This is a genomic window from Algoriphagus sp. Y33, assembly GCF_014838715.1.
Lineage (GTDB): Bacteria > Bacteroidota > Bacteroidia > Cytophagales > Cyclobacteriaceae > Algoriphagus.
Genome location: NZ_CP061947.1, coordinates 1,955,378 through 1,968,121, shown reverse-complemented (window position 1 = coordinate 1,968,121; position 12,744 = coordinate 1,955,378). Strand labels below are relative to the sequence as shown.

The following is a 12,744-nucleotide window of genomic DNA, read 5'->3' as shown; positions in this document are numbered from 1 at the left end:
TCTATCTACGAAATTTAATACTAGTCAATGTTTAATGGATGGAATTTTACATAGAGTTTGGTTTTGTTAGTAATACTAACTTTTTGAAAGATTTGTTAACTTTTTTGGGACATACCCGTTTCATAAATCGTTAATACTGCTTTTATTATGGAGAATTTACTCAATAATTTGAAGATGGAGGTGCATGACAATCTCTACCTAAAGGAACCATTTAGTTCAGAATTGGGTAGTTCCATAGTGCAGGAAGGAGCCATGCTTATACGGGATCTGGGTATGGAGCACTTTACATTTAAGAAGCTAGCGGTGCATATAGGAGTGACTGAAGCGGCAGTTTATCGCTACTTTGAGAACAAGCATATGTTGCTTCTATATCTCACTGCTTGGTATTGGGCATGGATGGAAGTAAATTATGTGTATGCTACAGCTAATCTGGAAAGCAGTAAGTCCCGTTTGTCCATAGCCATGAAACTTTTGGTCAATGGGCCGGTTTTTATAAAAAATGCACATATAGATCCTCAGGATTTGCGGAGCATAGTGGTCAATGAATCTCTGAAAGGGTATTTGACTAAAACAGTTGATACAGAGCATGAAAACGGTATTTTTGCCCAAGTCTATAGCTTCGGTGAGCGAATTTCCGAATTGATTGCTGAAATAAACCCATCTTATCCCTACCCAAAAACCTTGGCATACACAGTCATGGAGTCCAGTTTGCTTCATGCATTTAATTCGAAGCATCTGCCTAATATGACAGAGCAATCATTAGACTCAGAAAACAGGTTGGTCTTTTTTGAAGATTTAATAGTAAAGGCAATTTCAAATGAATAATGCAAAGAAAATCAGTCCGATGAAGCGATTTTTCAATCTGCTGAAGGAGGAAAAGGATCAGGTGTATTCAATCTACTTTTATGCTATTTTGAACGGTCTGGTAGCACTTTCTCTGCCGTTGGGGATTCAGGCAATTCTGAATTATGTCCTTGGGGGAAGAATTACTACTTCTTGGATCATCTTGGTTATAATAGTGGCAGCCGGTATTGCTTTCGGGGGCTTTCTGCAGATTTCCCAGCTACAGATTACCGAGAAACTACAACAAAGGATATTTGCCAAATCCGGTCTTTCCCTAGCCTATAGACTTCCCAAGATCAAGTCAGAACTCTTTCATGGTAAGTATGCGCCTGAGGTTGTAAATAGGTTTTTTGATACCGTTAATCTTCAAAAGGGAGTTTCCAAGATTCTAGTTGAATATTCTACCGCATTGATTCAGGTGGTGTTCGGATTGATCCTATTGTCCTTTTATCATGCTACCTTCATCTTATTCGGAGTTATACTTATCATCCTCCTATTGACTATCTTCTATTTCACTAGTCCCAAAGGCATGTCCACGGCTATGAAAGAATCCACGCACAAGTACGAAACTGCATATTGGCTGGAAGAGATCGGAAGGACACTCAACACGTTTAAGCTAGTGGGCGGCAATTCGAAATTGCCGATTTTACGTGCTGACAACCTATTGAAAAGATATGTAGAGTTCAGAACACATCACTTTTCTGTGTTGGTTTTTCAATACAAAATACTTATCGGTTTTAAGGTGTTGATCGTGACCAGCCTTTTGGTAGCGGGCAGCTTGCTGTTGATCAATGAGCAAATCAGTATTGGTCAGTTTGTGGCAGCGGAGGTGATTATTTTGATGGTAGTGAATGCTGTGGAGAAATTGATTATCTCGCTGGAGACTGTGTATGATACGCTAGTGGCTTCAGAGAAACTTGGTCAAATCATGGACATGGAACTTGAAGATCACAATGAATCCGAAAAGGATATCACATCGCAATCAAAAGGGATCAAACTTACAATGGAGAATGTAGTCTTTCAGCCTAGAGACGTAAGAAAGCCCATTTTGAACGGTGTGACACTTACGGTTGAATCAGGTTCAAAAGCAGTGATTACCGGCAAAAGCGGTAGTGGAAAAAGTGCGATGTTAGCACTCTTTTCAGGGCTTTATGAAAGTTATCTGGGAAGCATCAAGATCAATGACCTTTCTCTTGAGATGATTCATTTGGATAAATACAGAAGTGTAGTAGGGGATTGCATGGAACTGCAACAGATTTTCCATGGGACTATTGAAGAGAATATTTTGGTAGGGCGTAAAGTTGACCCGAAGCAGCTGGAGTTTCTTATAGAATTGGTGGGATTGAAGGATTTTATATATCAATTACCGGAGGATCTACAAACCATGTTACTTCCTGAAGGCAGAGGTTTATCAAGAAAATTGGCACAGGCTATAATTTTGGCGCGCTCAATGGTAGGAGAGCCACAGGCAATGATTCTGGAAAATGCCTTGCAGCATGTGGACAGCGACATTAAAGCCAGAGTAATGGCTCACCTGTTTGGCGGCAAATGGACTCTATTGATGGTCACACAAGACGAGGAAGTGATCAGGCAGGCCAATCAAGTAATCGTAATGGAGGAAGGTCAAATCATCTACCAAGGAAATCAGGCGGGATACCAAGACTTTTTAACCCTCAACTCATAACGCTATGTTAAACATCTCTGAAAATAAAATCAAAGATCGAAGGCCATTTGAGCAAGCAGAAAGCCTTAAGCTGACGGTGGCAAGTGAACAGAAGAGGAGGCGTGTAAGGATCTTGTTTGTGACCTGTTGTATAGTGTTTCTTATGCTGTTTCTTCCTTGGACTCAATATATCCGCTCTAAGGGTTATGTCACCATGCTGCAGCCTGAGCATCGTGCACAGACTATTCATTCGGTGATAGCGGGTAGAATAGAGAAGTGGTATGTAAATGAAGGTGCGTTTGTAAGTAAGGGAGATACCATAGTCAGTATTACGGAAGTAAAAGACGAATACTTCGATTCGTTGCTTTTGCCTAGAACGCAAAGACAAGTGGATGCAAAGAACCTTTCTGCCCTTTCTTATAAAGAAAAGGTAAAGGCATTGGAAAGCCAGATAGCTGCCTTGAAGCGAAACAATATATTAAGGAAGGAACAGGCTAGAAACAAACTTGAAATGGCAGAACTGCAGGTAGAATCAGACAGTATCCGCTTCGAGCAAGCCAAAGTCAACTATGAAATTGGCCTTAAGCAACTCGGAAGAGCGGAAAAACTTTACGAGGAAGGCTTACGGTCCCTTACAGATCTAGAAACCCGTAGACTTAAATTTCAGGAAGTGCAGGCAAGTGTGATCGGTGTAGAAAACAGCCTTTTGAGCAGTAGGAATGCGTTGATTTCCGCTAAACTGGAACTGGATGCAATAGACAATGACTTCAAGGACAAGCTGTCCAAGGCAGAATCGGATATGTACACAGCACAATCTAGCCAATACGATGCTGAAGGATCTGCCACCAAACTGGAAAACCAATATTCAAACTATGAAGCGCGAACCGGCTTTCGACACATACTGGCTCCTCAGGATGGATTTATAGCTGAAGCTATACAGGTCGGGCTTGGCGAGACGATAAAAGAAGGGGATCAGATAGTCAATATTGTGCCATCAAATGGTAAACTGGCTGTTGAAATGTACATATCTCCCGTGGATTTGCCTTTGATGGAGGTAGGCAAAAAAGTACGGTTCATCTTTGATGGCTGGCCTGCTATTGTTTTCTCAGGATGGCCGAGACTTTCTAACGGCACTTTTGGTGGAGTAATTGTGGCAATAGATCAGTTTGCAGGAAGAACAAATCAATACCGGGTCTTGGTGGCAGAGGATCCGGAAGAGATTCCATGGCCTGAGATGCTGCGGGTGGGATCAGGTGCAGATGGAATAGCCCTTCTAAACGACGTTCCTGTTTGGTATGAAATCTGGCGACAGCTTAATGGGTTCCCTGCTGATTTCTATACCCGAACTCAGAAGGAGGAAATAGCAAAAGGAAAGAAATGAAAAGATTACTCTTCACTTTCTTACTAATTTCAGGCAGCATGAGCCTACATGGGCAGACTGCCGATACATTGTCGTTTGAGACTTATTTGGAATGGGTAAAGGCTTATCATCCTATTTCAGCTCAAGCAGATATTGTCCTTACCATGGGAGATATGGAAGTCCGTACCGCAAGGGGCAATTTTGATCCCCTGCTATTTGGAAACCTGGATAAGAAAAGCTACGATGAAAAGACGTACTACGAAAAGCGTGAAGCCGGTATTTCGATTCCTACTTGGGCGGGAATCGAATTGAATGGAGCATTTGAGCAGAATTCAGGACAATATCTTAATCCTGAAAATTCGGTACCCTCAGGAGGTCTGTTTTCGGCAGGTGCCTCTGTAAATCTTGGTCAGGGTTTAATATTGGATGATCGAAGAGCTGGCTTGCGTAAAGCTCAGATTTATCAGCAATCTACAGAATCAGAGCGAAAAAACTTATTGAATGAGTTATACCTACAGGCATCAAGCGCATATTGGAACTGGTCTCTGGCTCATGCAAATAAGGCCTTACAAGCAGAAGGAGTGGCATTGGCCAGAACCAGATTTGAGGCTGTGAAAATAAGCTACGAACAGGGCGATTTTCCTGCGATAGATACTGTTGAAGCGTCTTCTCAACTTTTGAACAGAGAATACTATTTGCAAGAAGCAGAAAATGAGCTTTTCGTAAGAACTCAGGAACTCAACAATTTCTTGTGGGATGAAACAGGAAATCCAATTGCGCTGGATCAGGGGATTCTCCCTGAGGACCTGTATTCCGATCAGTTGCTGATTTTAAACGAAGAAGAGCTGCGCGTGATGATTTCAGATCATCCCGAACTGATGCTGGCAGATTTTGAATTGGCTAGTTTGGATGTGGATAGACGACTCAAGGCACAGCAGATCCTGCCTGTGGTGAAATTGAAGTACAATTTCCTCACCGAAAGTCTCAATCAATTTGATCAGGCAAATTTCTTCGAGAATGACTACAAATGGGGACTTACAGTTTATACTCCCCTTATGTGGAGAAAGGCCAGAGGGGGGATGCGCCTAGCGGAAGCCAAAATTAATTTTAAGCAAAACTCAAGGCAGTTGAAGGAACTTCAGCTCCGGACTAAACTCGAAAATGAACTCAATGGGTGGACTGTGATAAATTCACAGATAAGTACTTATACCCGCAATGTTGAGGCATTGGAAATGTTGCTTCAGGGAGAATTAAGGAAGTTTCAAATAGGTGAAAGTAGTCTTTTTTTAGTGAATACCAGAGAAGTATCTGTTTTTAGTTCAAGAATCACTTTAAACGAATTGCTAACTAAGCGAAAAATTTCCTTTGCCAAAACCAGGTATGCTGCCGGTGTAGGATTTGAATGATCCTAGTATTTAAAGTAAGTTTACCAATAACCAAAATCAGATTTTATGCCTGCCTTTGTAATAGTAGAAGTAGATATCACTGATCCGGAGAAGTACAACGAATACAAGGAACTGACTCCTGCGACTATCTCTCCATTTGGAGGAAAGTTTGTGCTACGTGGCAATCCCGTTACCGTATTAGAGGGAGATTGGAATCACGAGCGCTTGGTTATGTTACAATTCCCTACCAAAGAAAAAGCGGAAGCTTGGTACAATTCAGATGACTATCAACACGCCAAATCGGTAAGGTCCGGAGCTGCCAATGCAAAATTTTTATTGATAGAATCGTAACTATAGTGTTAAACCTGCATTATGCATTAGCATTTCTACGCCACGGCGTACAAGTTATTGCGACCAATAATTGCTTCTAAATCAGTCACTGCGTTGCAATTTTCGACTTCACCGTATCCGCCGCGCCGGACTCAGCCTCCAAACAGCCTGATTTTAGTGCAATTAATGGTCTCTTAACGAAACCTAATGCAAAATCCAGGTTAAAAACCTTATATAAAAAAGGCTTTCCATGGGAAGCCTTTTTTAATTGATTTACAGCTTGTTATAAATCAGGTTGAGGAGTAGTTCTCAAGTAAGGTTTGATCACTTTGTGACCTTTAGGAAATTTGGCAGGGATATCCTCGTCTTTAATAGCGGGAGCAATCACCACATCTTCTCCCTGCTTCCAGTTTGCCGGAGTAGCTACTGAATAGTTAGCGGTTAATTGAAGAGAATCGATTACTCTGAGTAGTTCTTCAAAATTTCTTCCTGTACTTGCAGGATAAGTGATAATCAGCTTGATCTTCTTGTCATTTCCAATTACAAAAACAGAGCGGACGGTAAAGTTTTCATTGGAATTGGGATGAATCATATCATACAATTCCGATACTTTTCTGTCCTCATCTCCGATGATGGGGAAATTAACATTGGTGCTTTGCGTCTCATTGATGTCAGAGATCCAGCCTCTGTGGCTTTCTACGCCGTCTACACTTAGCGCCATTACTTTTGTATTGCGCTTAGCAAACTCATCCTTGAGCTTAGCTACTGTACCCAGTTCGGTGGTACATACCGGAGTATAATCTGCAGGGTGGGAAAACAGGATTCCCCATCCATCACCTAGATACTCGTAAAAATCAATTTTTCCTTCTGTGGTGTCGGCCGTGAAATTTGGGGCCAAGTCGCCTAGTCGTAATGCCATGTTCGTTTATTGTTTAAAAGTTCTGAATTCAATACGTTCAATATAACATACATGGTGCTTTTCAGTTCCTGTTTTTTTACAATCTTTATAAAAAGCGGTCAAACCTAAACCCATTTCCAAAAATGTGAGTTGTAAGTCTAGCTAATACTTTTACTTCGTAAATATAATCCAATCAAAGCACTCATGAAAACTTACTACAATCCCGATGATCTTAAGAATTTTGGCAAAATAGGCGAATTTCAAAAGCCCCTTGCAGACAAGTTTTTCGATTATTACGGAGAAGTCTTTGCCGAAGGCGCACTTACTGCCAGAGAAAAATCACTGATAGCACTGGCTGTTGCCCATGCGATCCAATGTCCCTATTGCATCGATGCTTACACTACAGACACAATGGAAAAGGGCTGCGACGAAGAACAAATGATGGAGGCCGTCCATGTGGCAGCTGCCATCAGAGGAGGGGCTTCACTCGTACATGCCACTCAGATGATGAATAAAGTGAAGGAAATATCTATGTAATCAATGAAGTCCCTTAAAGCACAAGATCATCCATTATCCAGCTCTGAAGCTGAGATTCAATTCTTAGAAAGCAAGATGCCCGGCTTTTCGGGGGATCGCTTTGCTTCTGAGCTGAAAAAATCAAATCTCTTTCCGTTGAAACCGACCCAGATCGAAATATTACAAATCAATCTGGGGAAAATGTGTAACCAGGTTTGCAAACATTGTCATGTAGACGCAGGTCCAGACCGAAAGGAAATAATGACCAGAGAGACTATGATGGACTGTCTTGAAGTCATTGAAAATCATAAAATCAAAACAATTGATTTAACGGGAGGCGCTCCCGAAATGAATCCTGATTTCCGATGGTTTGTAGAATCCATCCGATCCATTGACACTGAGACAACAATAATTGTGCGATGCAATCTCACCATCATTCTGGCAAATCCCAAATACCTCGATTTACCCGGATTTTTCAAAAAGCATAGGGTTGAAATTGCCTCTTCTTTGCCTTATTTCACCGCTATGAAAACGGATTCACAGCGCGGAGATGGTGTTTTTGACAAATCCATAAAGGCTCTCAAACTGCTAAATGAGCAAGGGTACGGAATGAAGGAAACAGGATTGGTATTAAATCTGGTGTATAATCCATCGGGAGCTTTTATGCCTGCAGCTCAAAGTGGCTTGGAAGTCGAATTCAAAAAGCGGCTTGCAGATAAATTTGGGATTTTCTTTAATTCTCTCTTTACTATTACAAATTTGCCGATTAGCAGATTTCTGGATTATTTGATAAAAAGTGACAATTATGAGGGATATATGGAAAAGCTAATCGACAGCTTTAATCCGGTAGCGGCAGCGGGAGTGATGTGTAGAAATACGATCTCAGTAGGTTGGGACGGATATTTATACGATTGCGATTTCAACCAAATGCTAGAGCTAAAGGTGACGTCCGAAAATTCCCAACATATCAAAGACTGGAATGAAAAATCGCTTACAGAAAGAGATATCATAGTCAAAAACCACTGCTTTGGCTGTACTGCAGGCGCAGGATCAAGTTGTGGGGGAACCACCGCTTAAGATGAAAGATGGATTATTGATTTTCCAGAAAAATGCAGAACCGGGAAAAGTAAAAACAAGGCTTGCCGCTACCATGGGAGATCAGGCTGCTTTTGAAGTATATGGGCAATTGGTGGAATATACTCATAGTGTAGCTGCCCAATGTCCTGCCCAAAAGATTCTCTTTTTCTCAAATTGCCTAGAAGGAGACCTTTCGGTATATCCCACAAATTATAGATTTGAACTACAGTCAGGAGGCGGATTGGGTGAAAAAATGAGTAATGCGTTTCAGCTACTCTTCGGGGAGAAATTTGATCGCTTGGTAATAATAGGAACGGATTGTGTAGAGATTACATCAGAACACATTTCCGCAGCATTTGAAAAGTTGAATACAAGGGAGGTGGTCATAGGTCCTGCCGAGGATGGAGGATATTACCTGCTTGGCATGCGTAAATTTATACCGGGATTATTTACCGGGATTCCATGGAGTACGGATCAAGTAGCCTCTCTGACTAAGGAATATTTGACCCGAAATGAGATTTCCTTTGCCTTGCTTCCAATGCTTTCAGATGTAGATTTTGAAGAGGATTGGAACAGAGCTAAGGATAAGTTTAAATCTTAATGTTTCTTCAATCTTTGGGAGGAATTAAGGTAAACCTCCATCTTATTGTAGATTTGACCCATTGAAAATTATAAAGTCAGTCCCTTTACTTCTTGATAGATATATATGTTTTTAAATAGCTTTAAATCAGTTAGTTTTGTTTTAACAGTTCTTGCCCTTTCGTTAGGAGTAAGTCCCAAAGGCTTTAGTCAAACCAAAACAAATACCTATGATATTGTGCTTGCCGGATTTACAATCGGTAGCATGAAGGCTGATAAAACTACTACTCCGAAAGGGGAAGATTATCAGATTCACAGTAAAGTGGAATTCTGGTTTTTTGGTAAAATTCATGTGGAGTTTTTGCAAAAAGCACAGTATGAAAACGGTCAACTGATGAAGGCAACTACGAATTCAGACTCTAATAGGGGGAATTTTTTGACTTCAGTCACGTGGAACAAAGACCATTACGAGGTGGATGCGAATTCCTATAAATTCCACAATGGGGATCCCATCGATCAGGTCATTACTTCAAGTACGGCCACATTATATTTTCATGAGCCGAAAGCCGGGGATGTATTAATCTCTGAGAATTTCGGAATGTTGACTACCGTAAAGGAAGTAGAAAAGGGTGTGTATGAGATTGATGTAAATGGTAATATGAATCGTTTTTATTATGAAGGTGGGCTTTTGCAAAAGGTAGTGCTGGAAAACAACATCAAAAATTACTCTATCAAACGCAGAGTTGACTGAGGCGAATAAGATTTCGGTGATAATCCCATGCTTAAATGAGGAATCAAATCTCAAAGAATTGATTCCTTACCTTATGGAATATGGAGAGGGGTTGATTTCCGAAATTATTGTAGCAGACGGAGGATCTGAAGACAATTCTCTTGCAATAGCGGGGTCATTAGGAGCGCAGACTATTCTTTCTACTGTTTGCAATAGAGCTAATCAATTAAATCTAGGGTCAAAATATGCCAGAGGCTCCATTCTTTACTTTGTGCACGCAGACACTAGGCCGAATAAGAAATTTGCGAAAGTGATCCTCGAAAGTATTGAAAAAGGAAAGCAAGTTGGATGCTTTCGATACAAATTTGATTCTGACAGTAGCTTATTGAAAGTTAATTCATGGTTTACCCGATTTAATGGGCCTTTTGCCGGAGGGGGGGATCAAACGCTATTTATAAAAAAATCATTTTTTGACTCTTTGGAAGGTTTTAATGAGTCCTATTGCATCATGGAGGATTTTGAATTGGTAAGGAGAATCCGTCAAAAATCTGATTTCCATGTCCTTCCGCAGGAAATTACAGTTTCCGCACGCAAATACAGCTCAACTAATTGGGTAAAAGTACAGCTGGCTAATCTTATGGCTTTTTCTCTTTTTTTGTTAAAAGTTAAGCCGGCTTCAATCAAAAGTTTATATTTAAATCTTTTAAACCAAAAGAAGTAAAAGCATAACAGTAGTTGAATGAATCAAGCGACAATTAATGGAATCCAGCAAGTAGGGATAGGAGTAAAAGATGCAGATCAGGCTTGGGCTTGGTACAGAAAAGCATTTAGAATGGATGTGCCGATCTTCCAGGATAGTGCTGAAGCTAAATTGATGACTCGTTACACTTCTGGTAAGGTAGAAAGCAGACATGCTATTCTAGCTTTGAATATGCAAGGTGGCGGTGGATTTGAAATCTGGCAATACACTTCAAAGGAGCCCATGGCATCGGAGAAAGCGCTTAGTTGGAAAGACCTGGGGATTTTGGCTGTGAAAATGCGCTGCCACGATATTCAGAAAACCTATGCTCACCTTAGAAAGATAGGGGCAACCATGCTTGGGGAGCCTGTAAAAAACCCATTGGGCGTATGGCATTTTTATGTAAAAGACCCTTATGGCAATACGTTTGAATTGATTGAAAACGGTTCCTGGTTTAGCAAAAACAAAGACCTTACAGGCGGCGTTTTGGGTGTAGTGATTGGGGTGTCATCTGTGGACAATGCATTGCCTGTGTATCAAAAGCATTTGGAGCAAACTGAAATACTTTGTGATAAAACCGGTGTTTGGGCAGATTTCGCACAAGTAGGAGAAGGGGCTACAGAATACCGAAGAGCTATCCTACAGGGATCTTCGGTAATGACAGGTGCATTTGGCAGGTTGTTTTGTCAAACGCAAATTGAGTTGATCGAGACAAGTGCCCAACCTAGGAATAAAGTATTTGAAAACAGAAACTGGGGGGATTTGGGATTTATCCACGTTTGTTTCGATGTCAACGGTATGAGTGATATCAAAGAAAAACTGTCAAAAGATGGTATAGAACTTACCGTGGATAGCCAAAATGAATTTGACATGGGCAAAGCGGCCGGACGATTCTCTTATTTGGAAGATCCGGATGGTACCTTGATCGAGATGGTAGAGACTTTCAAAGTCCCTATTATGGAGAAGTTTGGCTGGTATCTCAATCTGGGGGAACGAAAAAAGAAAGGAAATCTACCAAACTTTGTAGTAAAGCTCCTTTCTCTTAACCGTGTAAAAGCTTAATCCTTACTTATTATTATTCTCTGATATCAAGCGGGCTAGGTCGACCAAACGGTTGGCATAGCCCGCTTCGTTGTCGTACCAGCCTACGAGTTTGATCATTTTTCCTTTAGCAGAAGTAAGCGCAGAATCTATAATACAGGAATGTGGATTTCCTATGATATCTATAGATACAATAGGGGAGTCTTCCACTTCCAGATAGCCCTTCAAATAGCCATTAGCGGCATCTCTGAATGCGGTATTTATTTGCTCTTCGGAGGCCTCCTCTTCTAGCTCCACGATCATGTCCGTCAATGAACCGTCCGGTACAGGAACCCGCATGGCCGAAGCTTCAATTCTGCCTGACAAATCAGGCAATATCCCGTCCAGTGCTTTTCCTGCATTGGTAGTAGTGGGAATAATAGAATAGGCAGCCGCTCTTGCACGTCTCAAGTCTCGGTGGGGTGCATCATGAAGGTTTTGATCATTGGTATAAGAATGGACCGTGGATGCGAAACCTTTAACCACTCCGAAATTGTCATCCAGTACTTTTACCATGGGAGCCAGGCAATTTGTGGTACAGGAAGCATTGGAAACGATTTTTTCATCCCCTGTCAAAATAGAATCGTTGACCCCCAAAACCACCATTTTGATAGTCGGATCAAGTGAAGGTGCGGAAATAATGACTTTTTTAGCACCGGCCGTCAGGTGTTTTTCGGCTCCTGACCTATCTGTAAATCTCCCCGTACATTCAATGACAATGTCAATAGCTAAACTTTCCCAGGGAAGTTTTTCGGGATCAGATTGTCCAAACAGCAGGATTTCATGCTCATTTACTTTAAGGATGGAATCCTTAAGCTCGATTTTACTTCCGGATTTCCCATGAATGGAATCGTACTTGAGCAAGTGTGAGATGGCAACTTGATCTGCCAAATCATTAATAGCTACCAGATTAAATCCTTTTTTCTCCAAGATCAATTTGGCTGTATACCTTCCTATCCTTCCGAAGCCGTTTATGGCTACTCTGATGTCTTTTGTTGGTTTCATGGGTAGTTTTCTAATTTGAAATCAAAAGTAGGAAAATCAAGAACAAACCATTCCAAGAAAATTTTATTCCTTTGGACTCAGCTTTTTAACTCAAATCAGAAGAAATTTTCGAAGCCAAATTGGTTTTAAAAACATAACCCTCTATATTTGCACAACCATTTGAAAAAGCAAGTTTTTCAAGGTCATTAATGGTCGGTTCGTCTAGGGGTTAGGACGTATCCCTTTCACGGATAAAACACGGGTTCGATTCCCGTACCGACTACATTGTCTCCTGTTTTACAGGAAGTTGTGAATATTTTTGATTTAGTATGGTCGGTTCGTCTAGGGGTTAGGACGTATCCCTTTCACGGATAAAACACGGGTTCGATTCCCGTACCGACTACCAAGACGTTTAAGCTCAATCCCCGCTTTGTCTTCAGAAATTTTTGTTTTATGGTTGTTAGTGGTTAAAGTGAACAAAATCCCGATCCTTGGTCGGGATTTTTGTTTTACTCTCTTTTTGATTAATGGCTTAAAAGGCATTTTTAATTTTGTTAATT

Annotated in this window: 13 protein-coding genes and 2 tRNA genes; 13 read left to right on the top strand and 2 right to left on the bottom strand. The window is 41.0% G+C overall.

What is annotated here, in order from left to right; all coding sequences use genetic code 11:
• The first annotated feature begins 147 nt into the window (after positions 1-147).
• From ID165_RS07935 to ID165_RS07915, 5 genes are read left to right on the top strand one after another with little or no spacing between them, the layout of a single operon-like run.
• The gene (locus ID165_RS07935) at positions 148-825 is read left to right on the top strand and encodes a TetR/AcrR family transcriptional regulator (RefSeq protein ID WP_192349824.1); all 678 of its coding nucleotides are present in this window, start codon (positions 148-150) and stop codon (positions 823-825) included.
• Between the two features lie 19 nt (positions 826-844).
• On the top strand, positions 845-2,527 hold the full coding sequence (locus ID165_RS07930) for a peptidase domain-containing ABC transporter (protein ID WP_192349823.1): 1,683 nt from the start codon (positions 845-847) through the stop codon (positions 2,525-2,527).
• 4 nt (positions 2,528-2,531) lie between these two features.
• Positions 2,532-3,887, top strand: coding sequence for an HlyD family secretion protein (locus ID165_RS07925; RefSeq protein WP_192349822.1), 1,356 nt, complete (start codon positions 2,532-2,534; stop codon positions 3,885-3,887).
• The gene (locus ID165_RS07920) at positions 3,884-5,272 is read left to right on the top strand and encodes a TolC family protein (protein ID WP_192349821.1); all 1,389 of its coding nucleotides are present in this window, start codon (positions 3,884-3,886) and stop codon (positions 5,270-5,272) included. Before ID165_RS07925 ends, ID165_RS07920 begins: the two co-directional genes overlap by 4 nt.
• A gap of 45 nt (positions 5,273-5,317) precedes the next feature.
• Positions 5,318-5,602 (top strand): DUF1330 domain-containing protein, encoded by a 285-nt coding sequence (locus tag ID165_RS07915; protein ID WP_192349820.1) that lies wholly within the window; start codon positions 5,318-5,320, stop codon positions 5,600-5,602.
• A gap of 262 nt (positions 5,603-5,864) precedes the next feature.
• Here the strand turns inward: ID165_RS07915 and ID165_RS07910 are convergent, their stop codons facing one another.
• A complete protein-coding gene (locus tag ID165_RS07910; protein ID WP_192349819.1) occupies positions 5,865-6,500 on the bottom strand; it encodes a peroxiredoxin in 636 nt (211 codons plus the stop codon).
• Positions 6,501-6,683: 183 nt separating this feature from the next.
• Here ID165_RS07910 and ID165_RS07905 point away from each other — a divergent pair, with 183 nt between their 5' ends.
• The 6 genes from ID165_RS07905 (at position 6,684) to ID165_RS07880 (ending at position 11,182) form a co-directional block, all read left to right on the top strand.
• Entirely contained in the window at positions 6,684-7,016 is a 333-nt protein-coding gene (locus ID165_RS07905) for an arsenosugar biosynthesis-associated peroxidase-like protein (protein WP_192349818.1), read from the top strand.
• Positions 7,017-7,019: 3 nt separating this feature from the next.
• Entirely contained in the window at positions 7,020-8,072 is a 1,053-nt protein-coding gene (arsS, locus tag ID165_RS07900) for an arsenosugar biosynthesis radical SAM (seleno)protein ArsS (RefSeq protein ID WP_192349817.1), read from the top strand.
• A 1-nt stretch (position 8,073) separates the two neighbouring features.
• Complete coding sequence (locus tag ID165_RS07895; RefSeq protein WP_192349816.1) at positions 8,074-8,673, top strand: TIGR04282 family arsenosugar biosynthesis glycosyltransferase; 600 nt, start codon at positions 8,074-8,076, stop codon at positions 8,671-8,673.
• A gap of 105 nt (positions 8,674-8,778) precedes the next feature.
• The gene (locus tag ID165_RS07890; protein WP_192349815.1) at positions 8,779-9,402 is read left to right on the top strand and encodes a DUF6134 family protein; all 624 of its coding nucleotides are present in this window, start codon (positions 8,779-8,781) and stop codon (positions 9,400-9,402) included.
• Between the two features lie 16 nt (positions 9,403-9,418).
• Positions 9,419-10,102 carry a TIGR04283 family arsenosugar biosynthesis glycosyltransferase gene (locus tag ID165_RS07885; RefSeq protein WP_225587028.1) on the top strand — a complete coding sequence of 228 codons (684 nt, stop codon included), beginning with the start codon at positions 9,419-9,421 and terminating at the stop codon, positions 10,100-10,102.
• A gap of 18 nt (positions 10,103-10,120) precedes the next feature.
• The gene (locus tag ID165_RS07880) at positions 10,121-11,182 is read left to right on the top strand and encodes a VOC family protein (RefSeq protein ID WP_192349813.1); all 1,062 of its coding nucleotides are present in this window, start codon (positions 10,121-10,123) and stop codon (positions 11,180-11,182) included.
• Between the two features lie 3 nt (positions 11,183-11,185).
• Here the strand turns inward: ID165_RS07880 and gap are convergent, their stop codons facing one another.
• The gene (gene gap / locus ID165_RS07875) at positions 11,186-12,205 is read right to left on the bottom strand and encodes a type I glyceraldehyde-3-phosphate dehydrogenase (protein ID WP_192349812.1); all 1,020 of its coding nucleotides are present in this window, start codon (positions 12,203-12,205) and stop codon (positions 11,186-11,188) included.
• 190 nt (positions 12,206-12,395) lie between these two features.
• Between gap and ID165_RS07870 the strand changes: the two genes are divergently transcribed.
• Together ID165_RS07870 and ID165_RS07865 are read left to right on the top strand one after the other, a co-directional pair.
• Positions 12,396-12,467 (top strand) — tRNA-Glu (locus ID165_RS07870).
• Positions 12,468-12,515: 48 nt separating this feature from the next.
• A tRNA-Glu gene (locus ID165_RS07865) sits at positions 12,516-12,590 on the top strand.
• Positions 12,591-12,744: the final 154 nt, after the last annotated feature.

What these genes read in the sequence shown, in the direction of transcription:
- ID165_RS07920 (WP_192349821.1), top strand. Translation starts at nt 3,884, where the DNA reads ATGAAAAGATTACTCTTCACTTTCTTACTAATTTCAGGCAGCATGAGC.
- ID165_RS07925 (WP_192349822.1), top strand. Translation starts at nt 2,532, where the DNA reads ATGTTAAACATCTCTGAAAATAAAATCAAAGATCGAAGGCCATTTGAG.
- ID165_RS07930 (WP_192349823.1), top strand. Translation starts at nt 845, where the DNA reads ATGAAGCGATTTTTCAATCTGCTGAAGGAGGAAAAGGATCAGGTGTAT.
- ID165_RS07905 (WP_192349818.1), top strand. Translation starts at nt 6,684, where the DNA reads ATGAAAACTTACTACAATCCCGATGATCTTAAGAATTTTGGCAAAATA.
- ID165_RS07935 (WP_192349824.1), top strand. Translation starts at nt 148, where the DNA reads ATGGAGAATTTACTCAATAATTTGAAGATGGAGGTGCATGACAATCTC.
- ID165_RS07910 (WP_192349819.1), bottom strand. Translation starts at nt 6,500, where the DNA reads ATGGCATTACGACTAGGCGACTTGGCCCCAAATTTCACGGCCGACACC.
- arsS (WP_192349817.1), top strand. Translation starts at nt 7,020, where the DNA reads ATGAAGTCCCTTAAAGCACAAGATCATCCATTATCCAGCTCTGAAGCT.
- ID165_RS07890 (WP_192349815.1), top strand. Translation starts at nt 8,779, where the DNA reads ATGTTTTTAAATAGCTTTAAATCAGTTAGTTTTGTTTTAACAGTTCTT.
- ID165_RS07895 (WP_192349816.1), top strand. Translation starts at nt 8,074, where the DNA reads ATGAAAGATGGATTATTGATTTTCCAGAAAAATGCAGAACCGGGAAAA.
- ID165_RS07915 (WP_192349820.1), top strand. Translation starts at nt 5,318, where the DNA reads ATGCCTGCCTTTGTAATAGTAGAAGTAGATATCACTGATCCGGAGAAG.
- ID165_RS07880 (WP_192349813.1), top strand. Translation starts at nt 10,121, where the DNA reads ATGAATCAAGCGACAATTAATGGAATCCAGCAAGTAGGGATAGGAGTA.
- gap (WP_192349812.1), bottom strand. Translation starts at nt 12,205, where the DNA reads ATGAAACCAACAAAAGACATCAGAGTAGCCATAAACGGCTTCGGAAGG.